This window comes from Actinomycetes bacterium, assembly GCA_036000965.1.
Taxonomy (GTDB): domain Bacteria; phylum Actinomycetota; class CALGFH01; order CALGFH01; family CALGFH01; genus DASYUT01.
Genome location: DASYUT010000255.1, coordinates 1 through 22549 on the forward strand (window position 1 = coordinate 1; position 22549 = coordinate 22549).

General features: G+C 71.2%; 20 protein-coding genes and 3 pseudogenes. 8 read left to right on the forward strand and 15 right to left on the reverse strand.

The features are described 5' to 3' along the window. The 6 genes and pseudogenes from VG276_22230 to VG276_22255 all read right to left on the reverse strand — a co-directional run. A partial coding sequence (locus VG276_22230) for an ATP-binding cassette domain-containing protein (protein HEV8652038.1) occupies positions 1 to 395 on the reverse strand: 395 nt, incomplete at its 3' end. After that, the gene (locus tag VG276_22235) at positions 392 to 1285 is read right to left on the reverse strand and encodes a zf-HC2 domain-containing protein (protein ID HEV8652039.1); all 894 of its coding nucleotides are present in this window, start codon (positions 1283 to 1285) and stop codon (positions 392 to 394) included. The genes VG276_22230 and VG276_22235, both read right to left, overlap by 4 nt. A gap of 32 nt (positions 1286 to 1317) precedes the next feature. After that, positions 1318 to 1881 (reverse strand): RNA polymerase sigma factor, encoded by a 564-nt coding sequence (locus VG276_22240; protein ID HEV8652040.1) that lies wholly within the window; start codon positions 1879 to 1881, stop codon positions 1318 to 1320. 386 nt (positions 1882 to 2267) lie between these two features. After that, a complete protein-coding gene (locus VG276_22245) occupies positions 2268 to 2654 on the reverse strand; it encodes a DUF2255 family protein (GenBank protein HEV8652041.1) in 387 nt (128 codons plus the stop codon). Positions 2655 to 2690: 36 nt separating this feature from the next. Further along, positions 2691 to 3698, reverse strand: a pseudogene (locus VG276_22250) (aldo/keto reductase). Between the two features lie 32 nt (positions 3699 to 3730). Continuing rightward, positions 3731 to 4408 (reverse strand): annotated as a pseudogene (locus tag VG276_22255) (zinc-binding dehydrogenase). Positions 4409 to 4726: 318 nt separating this feature from the next. On the opposite strand from VG276_22255, the pseudogene VG276_22260 reads away from it, so the two are divergent. After that, positions 4727 to 5251 (forward strand): annotated as a pseudogene (locus VG276_22260) (helix-turn-helix transcriptional regulator). A gap of 173 nt (positions 5252 to 5424) precedes the next feature. Here VG276_22260 and VG276_22265 read toward each other — a convergent pair. Next, the gene (locus tag VG276_22265) at positions 5425 to 5826 is read right to left on the reverse strand and encodes a hypothetical protein (GenBank protein HEV8652042.1); all 402 of its coding nucleotides are present in this window, start codon (positions 5824 to 5826) and stop codon (positions 5425 to 5427) included. 97 nt (positions 5827 to 5923) lie between these two features. Between VG276_22265 and VG276_22270 the strand changes: the two genes are divergently transcribed. Continuing rightward, positions 5924 to 6604 (forward strand): DUF2314 domain-containing protein, encoded by a 681-nt coding sequence (locus tag VG276_22270; GenBank protein ID HEV8652043.1) that lies wholly within the window; start codon positions 5924 to 5926, stop codon positions 6602 to 6604. Here VG276_22270 and VG276_22275 read toward each other — a convergent pair. From VG276_22275 to VG276_22295, 5 genes are all read right to left on the reverse strand, one after another. Further along, positions 6594 to 7484 carry an ImmA/IrrE family metallo-endopeptidase gene (locus tag VG276_22275; protein HEV8652044.1) on the reverse strand — a complete coding sequence of 297 codons (891 nt, stop codon included), beginning with the start codon at positions 7482 to 7484 and terminating at the stop codon, positions 6594 to 6596. The genes VG276_22270 and VG276_22275 overlap by 11 nt on opposite strands. 1279 nt (positions 7485 to 8763) lie before the next feature. Next, positions 8764 to 9366, reverse strand: a complete 603-nt coding sequence (locus VG276_22280) for a peptidoglycan-binding protein (protein HEV8652045.1) — start codon at positions 9364 to 9366, stop codon at positions 8764 to 8766. A gap of 217 nt (positions 9367 to 9583) precedes the next feature. Beyond that, complete coding sequence (locus VG276_22285; protein HEV8652046.1) at positions 9584 to 11077, reverse strand: zf-HC2 domain-containing protein; 1494 nt, start codon at positions 11075 to 11077, stop codon at positions 9584 to 9586. Further along, entirely contained in the window at positions 11074 to 11601 is a 528-nt protein-coding gene (locus VG276_22290) for an RNA polymerase sigma factor (protein HEV8652047.1), read from the reverse strand. Before VG276_22290 ends, VG276_22285 begins: the two co-directional genes overlap by 4 nt. A 1240-nt stretch (positions 11602 to 12841) precedes the next feature. Next, a complete protein-coding gene (locus tag VG276_22295) occupies positions 12842 to 13411 on the reverse strand; it encodes a hypothetical protein (protein ID HEV8652048.1) in 570 nt (189 codons plus the stop codon). Between the two features lie 451 nt (positions 13412 to 13862). Between VG276_22295 and VG276_22300 the strand changes: the two genes are divergently transcribed. After that, positions 13863 to 14264, forward strand: a complete 402-nt coding sequence (locus tag VG276_22300) for a RidA family protein (GenBank protein HEV8652049.1) — start codon at positions 13863 to 13865, stop codon at positions 14262 to 14264. A gap of 174 nt (positions 14265 to 14438) precedes the next feature. On the opposite strand, the gene VG276_22305 is transcribed toward VG276_22300, so the two are convergent. Further along, on the reverse strand, positions 14439 to 15692 hold the full coding sequence (locus VG276_22305; protein ID HEV8652050.1) for an AAA family ATPase: 1254 nt from the start codon (positions 15690 to 15692) through the stop codon (positions 14439 to 14441). Between the two features lie 106 nt (positions 15693 to 15798). Here VG276_22305 and VG276_22310 point away from each other — a divergent pair, with 106 nt between their 5' ends. Next, entirely contained in the window at positions 15799 to 16815 is a 1017-nt protein-coding gene (locus tag VG276_22310) for a trypsin-like peptidase domain-containing protein (protein ID HEV8652051.1), read from the forward strand. A gap of 163 nt (positions 16816 to 16978) precedes the next feature. Here the strand turns inward: VG276_22310 and VG276_22315 are convergent, their stop codons facing one another. Then, positions 16979 to 17851, reverse strand: a complete 873-nt coding sequence (locus VG276_22315) for a thioesterase family protein (GenBank protein HEV8652052.1) — start codon at positions 17849 to 17851, stop codon at positions 16979 to 16981. 168 nt (positions 17852 to 18019) lie between these two features. On the opposite strand from VG276_22315, the gene VG276_22320 reads away from it, so the two are divergent. The 3 genes from VG276_22320 to VG276_22330 all read left to right on the forward strand — a co-directional run bounded on the left by VG276_22320 (position 18020) and on the right by VG276_22330 (position 21175). Further along, positions 18020 to 18874, forward strand: a complete 855-nt coding sequence (locus VG276_22320; protein ID HEV8652053.1) for a hypothetical protein — start codon at positions 18020 to 18022, stop codon at positions 18872 to 18874. Beyond that, complete coding sequence (locus tag VG276_22325) at positions 18861 to 20093, forward strand: FAD-dependent oxidoreductase (GenBank protein HEV8652054.1); 1233 nt, start codon at positions 18861 to 18863, stop codon at positions 20091 to 20093. Before VG276_22320 ends, VG276_22325 begins: the two co-directional genes overlap by 14 nt. Before the next feature lie 215 nt (positions 20094 to 20308). Next, entirely contained in the window at positions 20309 to 21175 is an 867-nt protein-coding gene (locus VG276_22330) for a PAC2 family protein (GenBank protein ID HEV8652055.1), read from the forward strand. A gap of 61 nt (positions 21176 to 21236) precedes the next feature. Here the strand turns inward: VG276_22330 and VG276_22335 are convergent, their stop codons facing one another. After that, positions 21237 to 21446, reverse strand: coding sequence for a cold shock domain-containing protein (locus tag VG276_22335; GenBank protein HEV8652056.1), 210 nt, complete (start codon positions 21444 to 21446; stop codon positions 21237 to 21239). Positions 21447 to 21722: 276 nt separating this feature from the next. Between VG276_22335 and VG276_22340 the strand changes: the two genes are divergently transcribed. Further along, positions 21723 to 22517, forward strand: coding sequence for a chlorite dismutase family protein (locus VG276_22340; GenBank protein HEV8652057.1), 795 nt, complete (start codon positions 21723 to 21725; stop codon positions 22515 to 22517). Positions 22518 to 22549 lie beyond the last annotated feature (32 nt).

The window sequence follows — 22549 nt, forward strand, 5'->3', positions numbered from 1 at the left end:
TCCAGCACCCGCCGCACCTCCTGGTGGCGGGCGTGCCGCTGGTGCAGCTCCTTGAGGATGGCGACGTAGTCGACGAACTCGAACGCGGTGAAACGCGCGTGGAAGCCGGGTTCCTGCGGCATGTAGCCGAGCCGGCCGCGCAGCGCCAGCCGCCCGCCGCCGCGTCGGGGGTCTAGGCCGAGCGCCTCCAGCGACCCGGCATCAGGCGCCGACACCGTCGCCAGGATGCGCAGCAGGGTGGTCTTGCCGGCCCCGTTGGGGCCGAGCAGCCCGGTCACGCCGGGCACCAGGTCAAACGACACGCCGTCCAGCGCGCGGGTCCGCCCGAACGTCATCCGCAGATCGCGGGCACGGACGCTCGGCGCGGGATGGGCAGTGAGCGCGGGGGTGGTCATCGCAGCCTCCTGGCGGCAAAGCGCGGGGTGGTGTCAAAAGCGCGGTCGGACTCGAAGCGGCCGCGGCGAAGCAGCACCACGACGGCCGCGAGCAGCCCGAGGATGGCGAAGGCGGCCTGCCCGGGCACTGCGAACAGCACCGATGAAGGCCCTGGCGGCTGCACGGTGACAAGCACCGCGGCCACCCAAGCGGCGGCGCTGATCCCGGTGGCGCGCAGCGGCTCCACCAATGTGGCCAGCGCCAGGCTGCAGGCGGTCAGCGCGAGCGCGGGCAGCAGCCAGCCGGCCGCGCCGGGTCCGAGCCCTGGCAGGGCAAGGCTGGCCGCCGCGGCCAGCACGGCCGCGGCCCCCACCACCGCGGCGGCGCGCAGCAGCAGCAGCTTGAAGCTGCGCATCGGGGCGGCCAGGCCGATCTCATAGGTCGGGTCGATCCCAGGCCCGTAGGCCACCGCGATGCCGGCCAGCGGCAGCAGCGGTGCCACGGTGAGAAACGCCAGGCTCGCGTCCCGGCCCGAGCCGAGCCGGGCCGCCAGCACCGCGAACGCGAGTGTGGTGGCGACGGCCAGCAGCCAAGAGCCCCGCAGCGCCGGGGTCGCGGCCAGCAGCCTGGCGGTGTAGTCGGGCACGCCAAGGCGGACCAGCAGCCGTTCGGCCACGCCGGCGTGGGGCACGTCGACCGCGGCGATCACCGCCGCACGGCCGCGCCGCAGCCGTTCCGGCTCGGCCAGTGCCCCTGCCAGCTCCCGGCAGCCCGCGCAGCTTGTCACGTGGGCCTCGACCGACCACGTGCCCGCCACGTCCAGGCGGCCGGCGGCGTAGGCGGCCAGCAGCTCGCCGTCCGCGTGCCAGGCCCCGGCCGCTCCGGCGCCAGGCTCAACCACATCAGCCATGATGGCTCCTTCGTTCCGACCCCGATCCGGCGTCATGCTCCTGCCAGCTCCTCGCGGAGCCGCGCCCGCGCTCGCATCGCCCGGGTCTTGACCGTGCCGGCCGGGATCCCCAGCAGCGCGGCCGCCTCGCGGGTGCTCAGCCCGTCGAGCACGGTCGCCTGCAGGACCGCTTGCAGCTCAGGCGCGAGCCGGTTCAGCGCCCGGATCACGTCGCGGTGCTCGAGCGCGGCCAGAGCCTGCTCCTCGGCGCTTGCCGCGTCCTGCGCCCGCCGCCAGGCGAGCAGGCGCCCCAGCCGCCCCTGGGCGGCGTCGGCGCGCTGCACGTCGAGCAGACGCCGGATCGCGATCCCCCACAACCACGCCCCGACCGCGCCGCTGCCGCGGAAGCGCCCGGCGTCGCGCCACACCACCAGAAAGGTGTCCTGGACGATCTGGTCGACCAGATCAGGGTCGGCGGCGCGCCGGCGCAGCCGCAACATCAACCAGGCGGCGTGCCGGTCATACAGCGTCCCGAACGCCTCCGGGTTGCCCTCGGCGACGGCCGCGAGCAGCTCGGTGTCTCCACCGCTGCCGGTGTGGTCCGGGTACGTGCTCATACCTCACTGTCGCAGCAGCAGCCGCCGCGGTTCACGGCGCCGCCGGTGCGTCGGTTGCCGCAGGAGCACCGCACCGCAGCCAAGGACGCCGGTCGATGCCGCCGCCGGGCTGGGGACCACGCCGACGGTTGGCGGCACCCGCCACCCAGATCAGGACGTCGCCGGCAACCTACCGAAGACCCAGGACAAATGCTCCCCTCGACCCTTACAGGATTAGCCGAGCCGCCGGTGTTCGGACAATGTACATTTCACCATGACAGCCAACGGCACCGCTGGTCAGCGGCCCTACGATCCGGCTACCAGGCCATCACGGCAAGGTCAACCCGGATGGCTATGTCGGTCGTCGGCGTGGCGGACCAGCAGCCAAGCCCCACCTATGAATCAAGTTAAGAGCTTGTTGAGCGCGGCACGAGTTTGATCGTCGCGGATCGCGCCTGCGGGCTCACGATGGCGCCGACGATGTTTGCTGCGTATCGGCGGTACTTGCTGCGGTACGTGGCGTCGATCTGGTCATTGATGTCTTGCTCGGCGTCCACAAAGGAAACGTCTCTCTCGACGCCACCCGCCAAGATGTGGCCTTCGTGGCGCACCTGGGTGCCACGAAACCAGGCGCCGGCGCGCCCGTTCACCGATCGCACGTAGAGACTGTCGCCGCAGGGAACCACCCACATGGTCACCGGCTTTCGCAGCGTGCCGTCGCGTCGCCGTGACGCGAGCTGCAGCTCTTCCGCTGCCCCGATCTTGGAGATTTCGTCGCTCGTCCACGCGGCCATCGGCCTCTCCTTCGTGATGCGCGTGATGTGGCTGGGTCACCGATCGTGCGTGCGGCGCAGATCAGTAGCGGCGCCCTCCGGCGCGGGTAGGGCGTCGAGTTCGGCGAGGTCCGCCGCGCTCAGCTCGACGTCCGCCGCGCCGGCGTTGTCCGTCAGGTACTTCGGGGTCTTGGTCCCGGGGATTGGCACCACGTACCGGCCCTGGGCCAGCAGCCACGCCAGCGCCACCTGCGCCGGGGTGGCCCCGACCGGCTCGGCGACCTGTCGCACCCGGCCGACGATGGCCAGGTTGGCCCGCAACGCGTCCTGCTGGAAGCGCGGCAGCCTGCGCCGGAAGTCGTCCTGAGGCAGGTCGTCGAACGACGAGAACCGCCCGGTGAGGAAGCCCCGTCCCAGCGGCGCGAAGGGCAGCAGGGCGATGCCCTGCTCCTCGCAGTAGGGCAGCACCTCGGCCAGCACGTCGCGGGTCCACAGCGACAGCTCGGACTGCACCGACGCCACCGGGTGCACCGCCTGCGCCCGCCTGATCTCGTCCACCGACACCTCGGACAGGCCGATGTGCCACGCCTTGCCCGCCGCTACAACCTCCGCCATCGCCCCCCCAGGTCTCCTCCAGCGGCACCTGTGGGTCCACCCGGTGCAACTGGTAAAGGTCCACATGGTCGGTGCCGAGCCGGCGCAGGCTGTCGTCGATCGACTTGCGGATGTGCTCGGGGCGGCCGTTCCTGGAGGCGCCCGGGGAGGTGCTGCCAGAGTTGGGAGCCGCGCCGGAGTCGATGACCAGGCCGACCTTGGTGGCCAGCACCGCGCGCTGGCGGTGGCCGCCCGTAAGCGCCCGGCCGACCAGTTCCTCGTTGGTGTACGGACCGTAGGCGTCGGCGGTGTCGATCAGCGTCACGCCCAGGTCGAGCGCCTGGTGGATCACCGCGATGGACGTACCGTCGTCACGGGGGCCTTCATGTCGTAGGCGTACGTCATGCCCATGCATCCCAGGCCGATGACGCCGACCTCGGGCCCCTTGCTGCCCAGTGTGGTGGTTCGCACGCCTTGTCTCCTTATGTAGTCCCGTATTGCGGTCAGGGACGGATGAGCACCTTCGGCGCTTCGCGGTCGGCCATGGCGCGGTAGCCGTCCGCCACTTCTTCCAGGTTGGTGGTGCGGTCGAAGACGCGGCCTGGCTGGACCGTGCCGTCGAGGACGTCGGGCATGAGCTCCTCGATGTAGGCCCGGGCGGGGGCCACGCCGCCGGTGAGGGTGATGTTGCGCATCACGGTGCCGAAGTCCATCGGCACCTCCGAGTACTGCGGGGCGCCGACCCTACCGATTACCCCGCCGTCGCGGACCGCGCCGAGCGACATGTCGATCGCCTGCCTCGTGCCGACACACTCCAGCACCGTGTGCGTACCGTCGCCACCGGTCAGGTCCCGTACGCGTGCGATGCCCTCCTCGCCGCGCTCGGCGATCACGTCGGTGGCGCCGAACTCGCTGCCGAGGTCGGTGCGCTGCTTGTGCCGGCCCATCAGCAGGATGCGTTCGGCGCCGAGCCGCTTGGCGGCCAGCACCGCCAACAGCCCGACAGCGCCGTCGCCGATCACCGTCACCGTCGTGCGCGGGCTGACCCCGGCCGTGACCGCAGCGTGGTGGCCGGTGCAGAACACATCGGACAAGGTGAGCAGCGACGGCAGCAGCCCCGAGTCCTCGCGGACCGGCAGTTTCACCAGCGTGCCCTGCGCCTGCGGCACCCGCACGTCACCGGCACCGTACATCAAGGTTGCTCGCATGACATCCTTCCCGATCATGTAGAAGTACCATAAGCCGCCATTTCCGTTGCCGCTGCGAAGCGGCCCGCGCGCGGAGATCTCCCCGAGTGGTACGCGCTGGTGTCCGTCGTACCTGCGCGATATCAACGAAATCGCGGACGGCGCCGGCTAGGGAGAGCCTGTCGTTCCAGGTACTGTCAGAACCCCCCACCGAGGCCCGGGCCGGTCAGCCGGGTGCGGCGAGCGTGATCGGTTGATCCAGGTAATGACAGGGCCTCCCAGCGCGGCCCGGGCAGATGTAGCGTCGTAGGCGTGGACAGCCGAAACGAGATTCGTGACTTCCTGGCCTCCCGACGGGCCAGGATCACCCCGGAGCAGGCAGGCCTGCCCGCCTACGGCGGCAACCGGCGCGTTACCGGACTCCGCCGGGAGGAAGTCGCGCTGCTCGCCGGGGTCAGCGTCGACTACTACACCCGTCTGGAGCGGGGCAACGCGCGCGGCGTCTCCGACGGCGTCCTGGAAGCTCTCGCCCGCGCGCTACAGCTCGACGAGGCCGAACGCGCACACCTGTTCGACCTGGTCCACGCGGCAGACACCACGACACGGACGCGTCGCCGCCCCGCCAAGCAGCAGGTGCGCCCGAGTGTGCGGCGCATCCTCGACGCGATGACCACGGCGCCGGCGTACGCGCGGAATGGACGCTTGGACATCCTCGCCGCGAACCAGCTTGGCAAGGCACTCTTCTCGCCGATATTCGCCGACCCGGCCCGGCCGGCGAATATCGCCCGGTTCATCTTCCTCAACCCCCGCGCCAGGGAGTTCTACGGCGACTGGGACCCGGGCTCCACATCCCAAGACGCGCTGAACCTCCTCGCAAGCTGGGCGGCCACCCTCGACCAGGCCGAGACGACCCACCCGGCCGACCACACGTAAGCGGCAACCAATCTCGCAGTTCGCAACACCGCATCAACAATGAAGCCACCGAGGAATCCGGATCGACAAAATGTTGTCTATGCTGCGGCGCTGCTGGCTGTGATGCCGAGGTCGGCGAAGAGGGTCTGCATGCCGATGCGCAGGGTCTCGTAGTCGCGGTCGATGGCGGTCCAGTGGGCGGGCTTGCGGCCCAGCCGGGGGCTGCGGACACCGGCCACGATGGGGCCGATGACCTGGTCGCGGAGGGTGAGCAGGCCAGCGATGGTGCGGGCGGCCGGTGGCGGGACCTGGTAGCGCCGTGACCGGCCGGGTTTGACAACCAGGTCCTTGCCGCGGAGCTTGCGCAGGTCGTAGGCGGCCTGGCGGATCGTGTAGCCGGTCGGGGCGCCGATTGCCTGCACCTTGGCGGCAAGGTCTTTGACGGTGATGCCATCGGGTGCGGCGGCCAGGGCCAGGACCGCCGCCAGCGCGGCCCGCATCCGTGGCTTGTTCAGGTCGATGCCGCCGATGCGGGTGTGGCCGATGCGGGCGGGTAGCGGCAGCTCGTCGAGGGTGCCGTCGGGCAGGAAGCCTGTGTTGACGCAGTCCAGGGTGGTGGGAGAACCGCTCGGCCATGCCCCGCAGCCGGGTGACGATCTCGGGGAACTTCCCGATCGCCCGGCCGCAGCCGAGCTGGTTGGTGTTGTGGGCGACCGCTTCGAAGCGCAGCACGTGTTCGCCGTTGGTGGAGCCCTTCAAGGTCACGCGCCCGAAGTGGACCTTGAACCGGGTCAGGTCCCACCGAGGTGTCTCGGTCACCACTGCCAGCCGGGGCGACAGGTCGGGGGTGCCGCCCAGGCGCGGGCGCCGTTTGGCGCCAACGAGCGTCCGCAGGGTTGGCACGTCCAGCCGGGAGCGGGTCCGGTCGACCATCGTGTTGACCACGCGGTCCATCTGCGCGCCGGACCGAACCAGCAGGTTGCGGCTGTACTCGACCTGGTGTACGACGGGTGGGGCAGATGGACGTGGGCCGAACGCATGTGGGTGGAGGTCGTCGCTGTGGAGAGACGCCACCTCGTCGGCACACTCAGGAACCAGCCGATCGGCATTCCCCGCCTCGACTGGGGGGACCAGGTGAAGTTCAAGCGCGACCACATCATTGATATTCACTGGGAAGCCGACGCTCCCTCCGAACCTGCCGAAGGAGATCCAGAGCTGCCCCGCCCCCGGAATCGCTCGATCGAACTTGACCGTGGTCATGGGACGGCTAGCCAATGATGCTGGCGGATAACTGATTCTCCACCTGATGCTCCACCACCATTGGGGATACCCGGAAATACTGCGCAACCTCCTCCAAATCCTCTAAGAGAACGACATCAGGAGTTCCTCCCAGCCGCTCTGCTATTCCTTTAGCTGGTGCAAGCAGCTCAGCCGCAAAGGCACGCTCCATTTTCTGCCTATCGGTATATGCGCCAGTAACGAGGAAGAGAGGATCATCTTCGTAAAGCATGTGCCACAGAGCACGGGTCAGAGTAAAGCGCGATGTCCTCGTTGACTGTTGCCGACCCAGCACTACAACTGGAGTTGCTTCGCTAGGCGTGCTCCCAATAGCTTGCAGGCCGCGGTCCTCAACCGTTCGTATTTTCGAATCGACTAGATCGTCAATCAAGAAGATCTCTTCGGGAGCCGTGCTTAGAAGACTTCGAACCTCAGAAGCCTGCCGCCAGCCTACTTCCCATGGCCGAGAGCCCCGGGCTTCATTTCCACGGCGTGTCTCTCTCCTCAATTCAGAGATCGTTGGACTGGCTTGGCTCGCGGACTTGTGAATCAGACGCTTCGCTCGGGAGATCCAGTGGAGTCCCGTTCCAATGTTCTGAGGACTAACAGCATCGAGGAAATCTCCGAAGACATCACCACTCAACTCTTCTGCCGCACGGAGGATTTCAGACTCTACTTCAGACGCCTCGGAGAAAGGATCTAGGCCTAGGCGTGCCGCAGCGAGACAGAACTCCTTCTCCTCCTCGTCCTTCTCAATTCGTAATACCTCGGACCACTCTTTCTCCAAGAAAGTGTCTGTGACGCCTTGCTCCCTCAATCTAGTCAAGACGGCCTCGACAAGAGAAGCAAGAGTTTGTTCGACCTCTTGATTATCGAGCACTGCTTCGCCTTGGCTGAGAAAGCGCACGGGGCGGCCAGGCGATACAGCCTGGTCCCGTCGCCAAAGCAGTCGAGTTGACTTTCCCTGGGGCATTATGAGCAGGTAGGGCCATGCGAAGCCGTCCCCAGCCGATTGGAGACCATGCCTATTAAGACGGCCTCGTTCATTCGACTGTGGGCCTACGATGCTGAGATTTGTTCTTGGTCGCGTGAACTCCGGTATGGGTCTTGCATCTGCCCGAAGGAACCACCAATTATAGGCGATCCATTCGGCAAGCGGGTACATCGAGCAATAAATAGAACGTCTTGAGCTTTGCGTCTCGCGGTCCTCGACCAGGGTGAGGCAGTCGGATCCAACCCAGATCTCCAACCGAGCCCAGGTGACTTGGTGCTCCGCTGCCCGGACACCATCTCCAGGCTCCCACTCCCATCGAAAGTTCAGGCCGGGGTGAGCGTCCATCATAGGCCCTCCGGCCACTCGCTCGGCTCAAGCTGATAGCCCTTGTACTGGCCGAGTACCTGATTCACCAGCATGCCCTCGTACCAAGTGTCGCCTCTGCGATACCAGACGTATCGTGGAAAGTCGCCCTGCCAGGGTGCCCCGACTCGTCCCGAGGTAATCGCTTCGCGAAGCCACCGAGTAAGCTCCGCAGGATCCGCAAGTGCCGGATCGCACTTGGTCGCGTCTGCCCTAAGCTTGGGTGGGCCAGCGAATGAGGGATACGACTTATGCTCGCTGCTGCCAACGTAAGATGCTCTGGCGGCGATCTCTGCCAGCTCGACGCCAGCGGGCGGGGACACGACGGTCCGCCGGCGATCTCGACGACGCTTGGACGTACGCATGTCCCTCAGTATGACGGCTAGGGCCTGCACACGGGAGATCTTCCGAACGGAGCTAGTGCGCCGAGACGCTCCCTCCTCCTTGAGGCTGTCGAGGACAGCGGCCTTCGTGCAGCCTCTCGCGTGTCGCTCGACCATCCAGGCCTCGCTGAGCTCAGGCTGGCAGGGGAACGGGCGGGTAAAGCGGGCCGGAGCTCTGAATCGCATGCCGGTCGAAGCACCAGGTTCCGATCTGGTGGTCTCAATCTGAGAGCTTGCTCTGCTCGGTCAACGACGCGGTCAACGATCTACCTTGGTTCTACCTGCGCTGACCTTCCGAGGTCTCGCCCTGCCGAGCCTGACGCCTGCGAGGCACGCCGAGGCGTGCAGCCCATGCCGGTGATCACCGGCATGGGCTGCACAGGTCGCAGTCGGTTGCGCTCACTTCAGGATGCGTGGGATCAGGCCCGCCAGGTCCGTGGCCCGACGATCCCGTCCACACGCAGGCCGAGGTCACACTGGGCTCGGCGGACGGTGGCCTGGGTCCGTGGGCCGAAGATGCCGTCGACGGCGACCGGGTACTCGTTCTTGGTCAGCTCGACCTGGGCGGCGGCGACGAACCCGCCACGGTCGCCGCGGGCGACGATGAACGCGGCGAGCGACCCCCACGTCTGCGGGCCGACGACGCCGTCGACGCGCAGCCCGTGGAAGCGCTGGAACACGCGGACGGCGGCGGCGGTCCGCGGGCCGTAGATCCCGTCGGCGGCGACGCTGAAGCGGTTGATGTCGCTCCATCCGCGCAGCATGTGCTGCAGCGCGGTCACGTCCGCGCCGCGGCTGCCGATCCGCAGGACCGGCCAGGGCAGGGCGGGCGCGGTCGACTGGCAGCCAGTCAGCGCCAGCGGCATCGCTGCCGCTGGCGTGGCGAGCCCAGCTGGCGTGGCGCCGACGGCGAGCGCTCCGGCCGCGATGCCGGTGATCAGGGCGAGTGCGGCCAGTGCGCCTGCCACCGACCCCATTGTCCCGCGGCGTCGGGGCCGCAGGAACTCACGTAATCGCTGCATCGGAGGTCTCCCTTCCGGCCACCACGACCCAAGGCGTGGCGGTCCTCGGCATGTTCCTCGACTGCTTGGACGGGACGGCATCGGCCTGCTTATCCCGGGCACGCGTTGCAGATCGGTCACAGCACGGCCACAGCGCAGTGCCTGGGTGGCGAGCGCGCCTGGGGCGGTCAGCGCGACTGGGCCGCCGATGTGCGGTGCGCTGAGTCTGCGGGGGCGCTCAGCGGGTGAGGGACTCGGCCGCGGCGATCAACTCCTGGCTGCTGGCCGCCCCGCTGAGGGTGACCACCACTCCGCCGCTGCGGAACCACAGGTAGGGCGCGTCGGCGCTGGGCAGGCCAAGGTGTGCGACCGTGCCGGCGTAGGCGCCGGCCCGCAGCCGGTACCGGGTGGTGGCCCGCTGGATCCCCTCGCCGCCGAAGGGGTCGTCATATTGCAGGCGGCCCAGCTCCTGGTCGCCCACCAGCAGGGTGGTCAGCACCAGGCGCTCCAGGCCGCTGCCGTAGACGGCCACCACCAGATCGCGGCCCTTGGGGTTGCCGCCCTCGCTGCCGGTCGGGCGCCCGACCGGGGCGAAGCCGGAGCGCAGCAGCCGCCAGCCCGGCCGGGGCAGCGTCCCGATGTGGGGCACCTTGTAGGACGCCAGTGCCCTGGCCTGCCCAAGCGGCATAGGGCGGAACTGGCCGGCCGCGCGGAATGTCGCGCCGGCCGGGACGGCAAAGGCGCCGGGCGGCACCGGGCCGTTGACCCGCTGGTAGGTGTAGCGGACGTCCCGCCGCACGATCACCCGGCCCGGCTTGGCGCGGTCCTGGTACTGGATGCGCACTGGGAGGAAGGTGGCGGGGTCCAGCCACACCTCAAGGTGGGTGATCAGGGCTGGCCCTGCCGCGGTGGACCACTCGTAGCGCAGCCGGAGCACGTAGACGCGGCGGCCCTCCCGCGTGGTGAGCGACGCTGGCTGGTCGGCGTCTTCCAGCCGGTTGCGGAACCACAGCGTCAGCCCCTCGCTCAGCGGTGCCAGGGCGTCCTGACCCTGCGGCCTGACCAGCGGCAGGCCGGTCGACACCAGCGGCCGAGGGTCCTCCCTGCCTACCCATATCCCGCGGGCCGCCGGCCCGTCGATGATCACCAGGCGCGCCTCGGCGCCGGGGCCGCCCTCGACGCGGACCCGGTCGGGGCTGGCGAACACGAAGCGGTAGCTGGTCGTGACGGTCCTGCTGGTGGGCATGGCGGTCTCGGTGCGGGTGAAGCGCCCCTGCAGCGTGCGCACCCCGCTGGCCGCCTGCTCGGCCCGGACCAGGACCTTGGCGAGGGTCAGCTCCTGCGGCGCCGTTTGGGGGGTCGTGGTGGGCACCGGCAGCGGCCAGCGGGCGGCCGGGGAGACGACGATGCTTGCAAGCACCAGCGCCACCACCACCAGCACGGCGGCCACGCCGGCCAGCCACAGCCGGCGCCGCAGCCGCGGCGGGCCAAGCGGCTGGCCATGGGCCGGCTCGGCGGCCAGCCGCTGGGCCAGGGCCGCCTCGAACGGCGCTGGCCCCGACGGCAGCAGGACCTCCCGGGCCAGCGCGTCGACCCCGGCGAAGGCCCCCACCATGGCCCGACATGCCTGGCACTGCGCCAGGTGCCGCTCGGCCAGGAAGCGCTGCTCGGGGTCGGCCTGCCCGTCCAGCCTGGCCGACAGTGTCTGCTGCACGTGCTCGTGGATGGTCACGCCGGATCCTCCTTTGGCGTGCGCAGGGCTCCGGCCAGCCGCGTGCGGGCCCGGAACACGCGGCTGGCGATTGTCCCGGCTGGGCAGCCGGTCATGCCGCCAGCCTCCTGATACGACAGGCCCAAGACCACGACCAGCAGGAACGCCTCCCGCTGGGCGGGCTCCAGCGCCCCAAGGGCCCGCTCCAGGTCGCCACGCAGCACCGGGTCACTACCACGCCGATCCGCCAGCTCCGCGACCTGCTCGACCGGCACCGTCCGCACGGCCGGCCGGCGGAGCTCGTCCAGCGCCGCCCGCCGGGCGATGGCGTACAGCCAGGCCGCAAACGCCGCATCACCGCGAAAGGCGCCCAGGCCCCGCCAGGCCCGCAGGAAGGCCTCCTGGGCGATGTCCTCGGCCAGCACGCGGTCGCCGAGCAGCCCACGGGCGAAGGCGCGCACGCCGGCCTGGTGCACCCGGACCAGCTGCATGAACGCCTCGCGGTCGCCGTTGTGGGCCGCCCGCACCAGCGCCGCTTCGTCCACCCGTCCTCCCCGTGGCTGCCGCATCCTTCTTGAGGTATAGACGCGCGCCGGGCGCCAGATTTTCCCTACCGCGACCTACTCGTCGCAGTTTGCGGGTCGGCGCTCGGCGTGACCGGGAGCGGGACGAGCGTATGCATGCCCGGTTTGACCTGGTTGGGACGTGCAAGAGAGCATCGGCGGTCCCATCCGCCAAGCCAACGACCACCGATGCTCATGCCAACCCTCCCGACATCGCTCGCCGAGCTTCTCAGCGTCTTCGGTCCCTGCTTCACCGCCCCCACGTTTCGAACCTTCACCGCCCTGGCCGCCGGGTTCCTCGCCCAACAAAGCCCAGGGACCGTGACCGGCATGCTGGTCGGCGCCCGGCTGGCCGGCGTATGGCACCACACCAAAGCGCACCGCTTCTTCTCGGCGGCCCGCTGGTCGGTCGACCAGGTCGGCCTGGCGCTGCTGGATATGATCGTGCGGCTACTGGTCCCCCCGGACGCCCCGATCCTGCTGGCCGTGGACGACAGCCTGTTCAAACGCTGTGGCCGCAAGATCTTCGGGGCCGCCTGGCACCATGACGCGGCCGCGCCGGGCCGCAACCGGACCGCGTGGGGGCAACAGCTGGGTCGTCGTCGGCGTGCTGGTGCGCCTGCCGTTCGTCCCCCACCGGATGGGGTGCCTGCCGGTGCTCGCCCGCCTGTGGCGGCCCGCCATGACCCGCAAGGGGCGCAAAGCCAAGCGTGCCAGGCACACCAGGGCCACCCCCGACCGGCCGGCCAAGCTCACCCTCGCCCGCCAGCTGGTCGAGCAGGCCTGCGCCCGCTACCCCGACTGGCTGGTCCACTTGGTCGGCGACGCCGCCTACATCGGCCGGACCTGGCGCGACGCGCCCGCCAACCTGACCGTCACCCAGCCGGCTGCGCTGCGACGCTGCGCTGTACGAGCTGGCGCCGCCGCGCACCGGCAAGCCCGGCCGCCCCAGGGTCAAGGGCCAGCGGCTGCCGGAGCTGATCCTGCTCGCGGCATGACCACCCTGGCCTGGGAGCAGGCCAGGGTGTGCTGCTACGGCCACAAGCGCACCCTGGACCTGGCGGTGTTCCGCTGCCTTTGGTACGGGGCGCTTGGCGCGCAGCCGGTCCGGGGGGGCCAGAGCAGTCACGAGCACCACAGCTGGGCCATACCCCCGGGGCATGCTCGATCGGATCGCAGGGGTGCGCGGCCACCTGCGGATCGATCCCCCGAACCCGCGAAGTCAGCCGGCTTCGGCTTTGATCTCCTCGGCTTTTGCCTCGGCGTCGACGAGGAGGTTGCTGCCGTTCCCCTGAGCCTCGAAGCCGCAGTTGATTGCCCGTTCCTGCGTCCGCGCCGCGGCCGTACTGGCGACGACCCCACCGCTCGCGTCACTGACACCAGCGGCCGTGGCAAGGCACTTCGCCCCCTTGTCGTACTCGGCGCACGCCTGCTTGACGAAGGCATAGACCGGCTGCAGGCGGTCGCTGGGAGGACCGATCCGAGCCAGCTCACGACCACAGCCGCGCAGCGTGTTCGCATACGACGTCATCTTTGCGCGCGTCAGGGTGACGCCCGACTGCCTGAACACCTTGTCGATCTTGTTGTGCAGGGCTGTGACCGCTTTGAGCCAGGCAAGCTCGTTGGCGGTCATGGGCGGGACCGTTGTGGTGGTCGGCGCCGCGGTGGTCGTGGTGCTGGGCGTGGACGCGGCGGTCGACGTGGCCGTCTTGCCGGCGCACCCGCTGACAAGCAGAGCGACCACGATGGTGACGGCGACGCGGGCGGCCCAGCGGCCGGTGATGGCTGGCATGAGGAAGCCCCTTCCAGCTGCAACGCGGCGAGGGTCGCGTGCCACACGACATGGGTGATCGGCGAGCTGGCGGGAAGCCAGCTACTAGGGGACGGGGCCGCAGCACAGCGACCTCCTCAGACGACACACCCTGCCCGACCGGGTGGGGCAGCGGCTCCCTCGCGTCGCGGTCCGCAGTCCTCGCGTGGGACGCTACACCTTGCCGTACAGTCGAGAAAGTGGCGAACGTGGCGGTTGTCCGAGGATTCAGGGGACTTGGTCAACCTCTGCCAGCACACCGTGGTCCGCTCGGGTCCGTGCGGTCACGACGGCTCTGGAAGAGCCGCAGGTCGCCGCTCCTTCACGCCCACGACCTCGGGGCGGTGAGGAGCGTGGGGGGCGCCGACGCCGCAGGCCGCGGTGGGCCCCGGGCCGTCCCGACCAAATTCCCCGACCAAAGGAGCCGTAGACCGTGACCAGCACGCCGGCGCAACGGACCCGGGTGGCCTCCGGGTCACCCTACGAGCCCGAGATCGGCTTCAGCCGGGCCGTCAAGGTCGGCGACCGCGTCCTGGTGTCGGGCACGGCGCCGATCTGGCCCGACGGCTCGTGCGACCCCGACCCCGAGCGGCAGGCCCGGCGCTGCCTGGAGATCATCCTCGACGCGCTGGCCTCGCCCGGGATCGGCGCCCGGGCCGAGCACGTCGTCCGCACCCGCATGTTCCTGGTCGACGCCGGGGACTGGGAGGCGGTCGGGCGGGCGCACGGCGCGGTGTTCGGCGCGGTCCGTCCGGCCGCCACCATGGTCGTGGTCGCCGGCCTGCTCGACCCCCGCTGGCGGGTCGAGATCGAAGCCGAGGCGGTCCTGGGCTGACGGGATCCGCCCGACCATGGCACCGGCACCCTTCGGGATCCCCCTGGCCATGGCACAGGCGCTGTTGGGGGGCCGTGGGGGGAGCTCGGACAGCCTCCCCCCACATCGAACGAGGACCGCGGGCAGGGCACGCCACGCCAGAGCGAGCTCCCCACATCGATCGAGGACTGCCGGTCAGCTCCTGCTTGCGCGCAGGTACGCGGCCAGCTCGTCGTAGGCCACGCTCTCGCCCGAGTACCGGAGGTGGTCGCGGGCGCCCGCGAACCAGACCGGCGCGCTCGGGCGCAGCGCGGCGAGCAGGCGCCTGAAGTCGGCCGCCGTGACCGCTCGGGCAGGCCCGCCGGGTGGGCTCGTCTCGTTCGCGGCCATCATGGCCTCGTCGCAAAGGTCGATCAGCTCGGCCACGGTCAGGCCCTCAGTCTGGGTGGCGAGCTCGTCGACCCCGGGGCCGGCGACCTCACGGCCGCCCAGGCGGGCGCGCAGGATGGACGCGCGGGCGTCGTGATCGGGCGGGAGCACCAGCAGCCGGTGGTCGAACCGCCCTGGCTGGCGGAGGGCGATGTCAGCCTCCCACGGCTGGGCGCTCGCCGCGAGGACCACCACATCCTCCGTGTCCTGGCCGACGGCGTGCAGCTCGGCCACGAACTGGGCGACCACCTTCCGGCCGACCGAGTAGCGCCGCTGCGCCCGCTTGCGCCCGAGGGCGTCGAGCTCGTCCACGAAGAGCACGCATGGCGCGTGCGCGCGGGCGCGCTCGAAGATCTCGTGGAGGGTCTGCTCGCTGTAGCTGAGCCACATGTCGAGCATGTGGCCCAGGTCGACGGCGAGGAACGAGGCGCCCAGCTCGCCAGCGGTGGCCCTGGCGACGAAGGTCTTGCCGCACCCGGGCGGCCCGTAGAGCAGCAGCCCGCCGCGGAGCGACCTGCCGAAGAGCCGGCGCATCTCCGGATGGCGAAGGGGCCCCAGGAACCCGCTGGTGATCCGGCGCTTCACCGCGGACATGCCGCCGACGTCGTCGAGGGTCACCCCTGGCTGCTCGACCGCCCCGAGGTGCAGGTCGATGGGGCGCAGTGCCGCGCCGGGCCGCCGCTGCTGGGGCTCCACGGGGCTCCAGCCCAGGTCCGGGGCTCGAGCGGCCACCTCAGGCTGGGACGGCCCGAGCGCCCAGGCGCGGACCCGCCCGGCCAGCGACGACGGGGACGGACGGGACGGGCGCCCGCCGACCCGGCCCGCGGCCTGGACGGCCAGGGCGAGTGCGTCCTTGTTGCCTGGCGCGCGGTCGAGCACCAGCACGCACTGCTGGAGCGCCTCCTCGAACCGCTCGGCGTCGAGCAGGAGCCTGGCGACCTCGACCCGCAGCAGGAGGTTGTCGGGCTCGGCCGACACTGCCGCCTGCAGGCGCTCGAGGGTTTCCGGTTCTGCTGCCATCGCCAACATTATGCAAGCTCACGGCCGCACCAAAGTCGGCCTGGCTTCATTACAATATTACGGAGCAATGGCACGGCAGTCGGCGGTAGCCGCCGGGAGGTGTGGGATGGGCGCGATCCGGTTCATCGATGCGCTGCTTGCGGACTCCACGTCCGAGGAGCGCGGCGGTTCCCCGGCAGACGTCGACGCCGAGGCCATGGACGCCTACTCCATGGTGGTGACGTCGGTGGCCGAACGGCTGCTCGGCTCGGTGGCCAGCCTGCGCGTGAACCGGCGGGTACGAGGCGGCTACCAGGCCCTGGGCTCTGGCTCGGCGGCGGTCCTTACCCCGGATGGGTTCCTCATCACCTCCGCGCACGTCGTCGAGGGGGCCGATCGCGGCCGGGCCTCGCTCCCCGACGGCCGCGAGCTCCGCTTCGAGGTCGTCGGCCGCGACCCGCTGTCCGACCTGGCCGTCATCCGGGCCAGCGAGGCCGACCTGGAGCCGGTGTCCCTGGGGAACGCCGACCGGCTCCGGGTCGGCCAGCTGGTCGTGGCCGTGGGCAACCCCATGGGGCTGGCCGGCTCGGTGACCGCCGGCGTGGTCAGCGCCCTTGGCCGCTCCTTCCCCACCAGGGATGGCAGCGCCAGCCGGATCGTCGAGAACGTGATCCAGACCGACGCCGCCCTGAACCCCGGCAACTCCGGTGGCGCGCTGGTCGACGGGCACGGGCGGATGGTGGGCGTCAACACCGCGGTGGCCGGGGTCGGCCTCGGGCTCGCCGTCCCCATCAACAGCACCACCCGCAGGATCATCGCCGCGCTCATGCGGGAGGGCCGCTTCCGGCGCGCCTACATCGGCATCGCCGGAGGCAGGCGGCCGCTCCCCCCGCGGGTCGCCGCGGTGCTCGACCGCAAGGGCGCGGTCGAGGTCGTGGAGGTCATGCGGGACAGCCCGGCAGCCCGGGCCGGGCTGCGCCGCGAGGACCTCATCATCGACCTGGGCGGCAGCCCGGTGGTGGACGCCGGCGACCTGCAGCGGCTCATGGTCACCGAGGTGATCGGCCAGCCGGTCACCGTGCGCGCCTTCCGGGGCGGCGAGCTGCTCGAGCTGACCGTCGTCCCCGAGGAGCTGCAGAGCTGATCCGGGCGGGTGGGACGGGCCCGCCCGGAGTGTGCTCAGTCGGGCAGGTCGGGCAGAGCCGCCGCAGGCCCCAGGAGGGCTGCCTCAGGTCGCTCAGGAGGGTCACCCCAGGAGGGTCACCCCAGGAGGGCCACCCCAGGAGAGCCACCCCAGGAGGGCTGCCTCAGGAGCTCGGCGGGGTGGGGGCCCGGGCGCCGGCGAGCTGCCTGGACTGGGCCACCAGCTCGCCCCGGGCGTCCCACACCTCGGCCTCCTCGTCGAACCAGCCTCCCTGGAGCAGCTTTCCCCGGACCGCGCAGCGCAGCCAGCCGGTCGCGGGCCGGCGGCGGACGTACACGGTCAGCTCGACTGTGGGCGCCCACGCGGCGATCCCCAGCTCAAAGGAGGCTGGGGGCAGCGCGTCGACGACTTGGAGCAGCCCGAGCGGGTCGGGCGGGCGGCCGTCCTGGAAGCGGACCCAGCCGCGCATCTCGAGCCTGCCCGCGGGACGGCCGGCCGCCCAACCGGCGGTGGCGGGGTCGAGGCGGAGGTCGAGGTGGTCGAGGATGGCGACCCGGACGCCACCGGGCAGATCCGACCGGCCACGCACGCACGCCTCGGGAGGGGGCAGGTCGGGTGGGCCGGACGCCCGCCAGGCCGGCTCGGCCCCGTCCAGCCGGCCGGCCGTGACCAGCGTCTCCAGGCAGAGCCGCCCGTCCTGGGCCAGCGAGACGCGCAGCGTCGACACCGAGCGCCCGGCCCGCAGCGGAGTCACCACCAGCTCGGCCGGTCCCGGCGACGGCGGGGCCAGGAAGTGGCCGCTGACCGCGAGCGGGTCCGGGTGGACGGCCTCGCCCGCGCCGGCCGGCCCAGGCGGGGCGAGCGCGGCCCGCGTCGCGAGCGCCAGCAGGTAGCCGCCGTTCGGGCGCCCCCCGACGGTCCAGCCGGGGTCGACGGTGGCGGTCCAGGCCCCGTCCCCCGCCGCCACCACCCCGGTGGCCAGGTCGAAGGCGTGCGGCGCCCGCCAGGCAGAGGGGTGAGTCAGTGGTTCGGCCATCCGGCCTCCTTGGATCACGCGGTCAGGAAGGCTGCACGGGAAAATCCCCCGGTTCCGGTCTGGTCTCTTCCGGTCCGGCCTCTTCCGGTCCGGTCTCTTATGGAACCAGCGGAGGTCGCGCCTGGCCAACCAGGCGGTGTCCTGCCTTCGGCGTGCCATGCTGATGCCATGCGCCGGGCAGAGCCGACCGCGGCCGAGCGGCGGCGGCTGGCGCCCCTGGCCGCCGCCCTGGCCCGGGCCCGCGCGCCCGGGCCGCCCCGGCTGGAGCTGGTGGCGGGCACGCTTGCTCCTGGACGCCGGCACGGGCTGCTCGCCGGTACCTTCAACCCGTTCACCAGAGCCCATGCCGCGCTCGCAGTGGCTGGCCGGCGCGCCGGCTGCGAGCGGGTGGTGCTGGCGATGGCCCAGGCCAGCCTGGACAAGGAGGCCGTGGAGCGGGCCCACCCGGTCGACCGGCTCGACTGGGTCCGGGCCTGGGCCAGCCGCCACCGCTGGGCCGTGGTCGCCGTCTCCAGCCACCCCTTGCTGGTCGACATGGCCGAGGCGCTCGGCGGCCTCGCCCGCGGGGAGGTCGCGCTGCTGCTCGGCACCGACAAGGCCGCGCAGCTGGTCGACGCGCGCTACTACGACGACCCAGAGGCGGCCCTGGCCCGCCTGGCCGGGGCGGCATCCCTGCTGGTCGCCGACCGGGCCGGGCACCCGGTCCACGAGCACGGCCTGCCGTCGGTCAGGCTGCCCACGGCGGTCAGGCTGCCCACGGCGGCGTGGGTGCCCGCGCGCTCGGCCACCGAGGCGCGGGCGGTGGCGGCCCGCGGGGGTGACCTCGGCCCGCTGGTGCCGGCGGCCGTGGCCCGGGCGATCCGGCGCACCGGCGCCTACGACCAGGACCCGTCCACCTACCTGGCCCGGGCCCGCTGGCTGGACGCGCTCGCCTCCGGGACGGGAGCGGTCAAGAATGGCGCGAGCCTCGCCCGAGGCGGCCGGACCACGACATCGCTGGAGGAGCACAATGGCCGTGCGTGACGTCGACTTCCTGATCGTCGGGGGCGGGGTGGCGGCCGCCAAGGCAGCCGAGGGCATCCGTTCGATGCCGGGCCGGGGCTCGGTCCTGGTGATGACGGCCGAGGCCGAGCTGCCCTACGAGCGCCCCCCGCTGTCAAAGGAGTTCCTGCGCGGCGAGGCCGGTCGGGAGAAGGTCCGCACCCACGACGAGGCCTGGTACGTCGAGAACGGCGTCGAGCTCCTGCTGGCGACCAGGGCCAGCACGGTCGACCCGGCCACGCGCACGGTCACCACCGAGGTGGGCGACCAGCTGCACTACGGCAGCCTGCTGCTCGCCACCGGGGCCCGGCCGGTCCGGCTCGGTCTCCCCGGCGAGGACCTGCCCGGCGTGCACTACCTGCGCACCGTCGACGACTCGGAGCGCCTGCGGGACGCCATCGACCGGGCCCAGCACCTGGTCGTGATCGGCGGCGGCTTCATCGGCGCCGAGGTGGCGGCGAGCGCGACCCAGAAGGACACCCGGGTGACCCTGCTCGAGATCGCCGAGACCCTGTGGACCAGGGCGGTCGGCCCGCAGATGGGCAGGTTCTTCGAGGCGTTCCTGCGTGACCGGGGCGTGGACGTGCACACCAGCACCAAGGCCGCGCGCATCGAGGGCGACGGCCGGGCGGAGGCGGTCGTGCTCGACGACGGCACCCGCCTGCCCGCCGACGCGGTGGTCGTCGGGGTCGGCGTCCGGCCCGAGACCGCGCTGGCCGAGGCGGCCGGGCTCCCGGTCGACGACGGCATCCTGGTGGACGAGCACCTGCGGGTGGCCGACCCGGCCACTCAGGGCGTGTACGCGGCCGGGGACGTGGCCCGGGCCGCGCACCCGCTGTTCGGCCGGATCCGGATCGAGCACTGGGCCGAGGCGCTCAACCAGGGCCGCATGGCCGGCCGCAACATGGCCGGGGCGGACGAGCGCTACGATCGGGTCCCGTACTTCTTCTCCGACCAGTTCGACCTGTCCCTGTCCTACCTCGGCCACGTCCGCGACCCCGACGAGGTCGTGGTGCGGGGCGGCCAGGACGTCAAGGAGCCCAGGTTCGTCGCCTGGTACCTCGAGGGCGGCAAGCCCCGGGCCGCGCTGATCGTCAACGACTGGGACGCCGAGGACCCGGTCCGCGCCGTCATCGCCGCCGACCGGGCCGTGGACCGGGCCCGGCTGGCCGACGAGTCGGTCCCGCTCGGCGAGCTGTGAGCCCTCCACCACGAGAAGGACCCCCGCGCCGTCCGGGGGGGCCAAGACAGCGCGAGGGCCTCGCAAGTAATAGTACTGCGTCTTCGCAACTTTTGTTGTCCCCTGAGCAGACGACGTCAGGTCGTCAAGATCGTGCGCGTTGCAGTACAGAGTGAAACTAGGCAGGGGTGCGTAGACCGCTGCCGTGAGACGCCGATTGATGGCATCGTGGAGCAATGGACCACACCACCTTCCTGCACCGGCCCGCCTTGCGCCGCCCAGTCCTGGTCGCCGCCTTCGAGGGGTGGAACGACGCCGGCGAGGCGGCTACCACCGCCCTCGGCTTCGTCGCCGCCGCCCTGGATGCGGAGACTTTTGCCCGCATCGACCCCGAGGAGTTCTACGACTTCCAGGACACCCGTCCGACGGTGCGGCTCGCCGACGGCACCGGCCGCGTGATCGAGTGGCCCACGGTCGAGTTCCAGGCCGTCCGCCTGCCAGGATCGGACCGCGACTTCATCCTGGTCCGCGGAGACGAGCCCAACCTGCGCTGGCGGACGTTCGCCCAGGAGGTCCTCGAGGTCACCCGGGCGTTCAACGTCGAGATGGTGGTCACGCTCGGCGCCCTGCTGGCCGACGTGCCCCACACCCGGCCGGTGCAGGTGGTCGGCTCCGCCGGCGACCCCGCCCTGGCAGACAAGCTGGGCATGGCCACCTCCCGCTACGAGGGGCCGACCGGCATTCTCGGGGTGCTCGCCGACGCCGCCAACCGGACGGACGTCCCAGCGGTCAGCCTCTGGGCCGCGCTCCCCCACTACGTGCAGGCCACGCCGAACCCGCGCGCGGCCCTCGCCCTGGTCGAGCGGCTGCGCACGCTGCTCTCCCTGCCGATCGACACGAGCTCGCTGGTCGAGGCGACCGAGGCGTTCGACGCGACCGTGGCCGACATCGTGGCCGACGACCCGGAGCTGGTCAGCTACGTCGAGCGGCTCGAGGCCACGCACGACCAGGAGGCGTCCTCGCTCGAGAACCTCCCGCCCGAGGACCTCGTCGCCGAGGTCGAGCGGTTCCTGCGCGACCACCCGGGAGGCAGCCGCCCCTGAGCCGCCCCACGTGAAACGGCCCGCCGTGGGCGAGCGCGGCGGGCCGTCTTCGCATCTCAGCTCACTGTGGAGGCAACATGCGGACGTTGGCCGCTTGGAGACCCTTGGGCCCCTGCGTCACCTCGAACTCCACCATCTGCCCTTCGTCGAGCGAGCGGTACCCCTCCGCCTGGATCGCGGAGAAGTGCACGAACACGTCGTCGCCGTCCGGACGAGCGATGAAGCCGTACCCCTTGTCGGGGTTGAACCACTTGACGACTCCAGTGGTCACGAACCTGTACCTCCCTTCCACCCTTGAGTTCAACTCTGAGCCGGACCCCACGCGGACCGGCGGGCAGGGACAGCTCGAACCGCACTGCGGGAAGCGTGCACCGCTGCTCGCGCGGAACTCTAGCACCAGGTCACAAATGTCAATAGGGCCAATTTTCTCGAACCCGCCTGAGCGGCCGACGCATCTGCGCCAAAGGCGGCAGACTAGCGCGTGAGCAGGCAAGATGAACCTATGATCGAGAGCCCGACCAGCCTGGCGTGCGAGGAGGAACCCCTCATGGACCCCGTTCGGCCCTCCGTCGGCTGGGGTGTCACCCACCTCTATTACCGGGTCGACCCGGGCCGATGCGCCGACCCCGGCCTGGCCGGCAAGCAGCTCGTGGCCGCCCTCGACGGGTTTGCCGCCGAACCCGACCACCAGGTGCTCTGCTCTACCGTGCTCGGCCTCAAGGCCGACGCCGGGATCATGGCCCTCGGCCCCGACCTCGCCCGCCACGAGGCGCTCGGCCGCGCCCTCGGCACCGGCATGGTCGGGGCAGCGCTCTCCCCGGCGTTCTCCTTCGTCTCGCTGACCGAGACCTCCGAGTACATGGCCACCCCTGAGGAGACCCGGGCTCGGGTCGAGGCCGAGCACGCCGGCCGAGACCCCGAGATTCTCGAGCGCGAGCTCGCCGCGGCCGGGGAGCGCCTGGCCAAGTACCGGGAGGACAAGCTCCACCCGCAGCTGCCCCGCAAGGCAGTCCTCGCCTTCTACCCCATGAGCAAGGCCCGCGACCCAGGTGCCAACTGGTACCGGCTGCCGTTCGAGGAGCGCCGCCGCCTCATGGGCGGCCACGCCAAGGTGGGCCGGCGCTACCACGGACGGGTGCTGCAGCTCATCACCGGCGCGACGGGCCTCGACGACCACGAGTGGGGCGTCACCCTGCTGGCCGACGACCTGGCCGCGATCAAGGAGATCGTCTACGAGATGCGGTTCGACGAGGTGACCGCCGCCTACGCCCGCTTCGGCACCTTCCTGGTCGGCCTGACGTGCTCGCCGGCCGAGCTGGCCAAGCGGCTGGGGCTGGCCTGACACCGTCACCGCTACTCCAGCGCGGCTCGGGG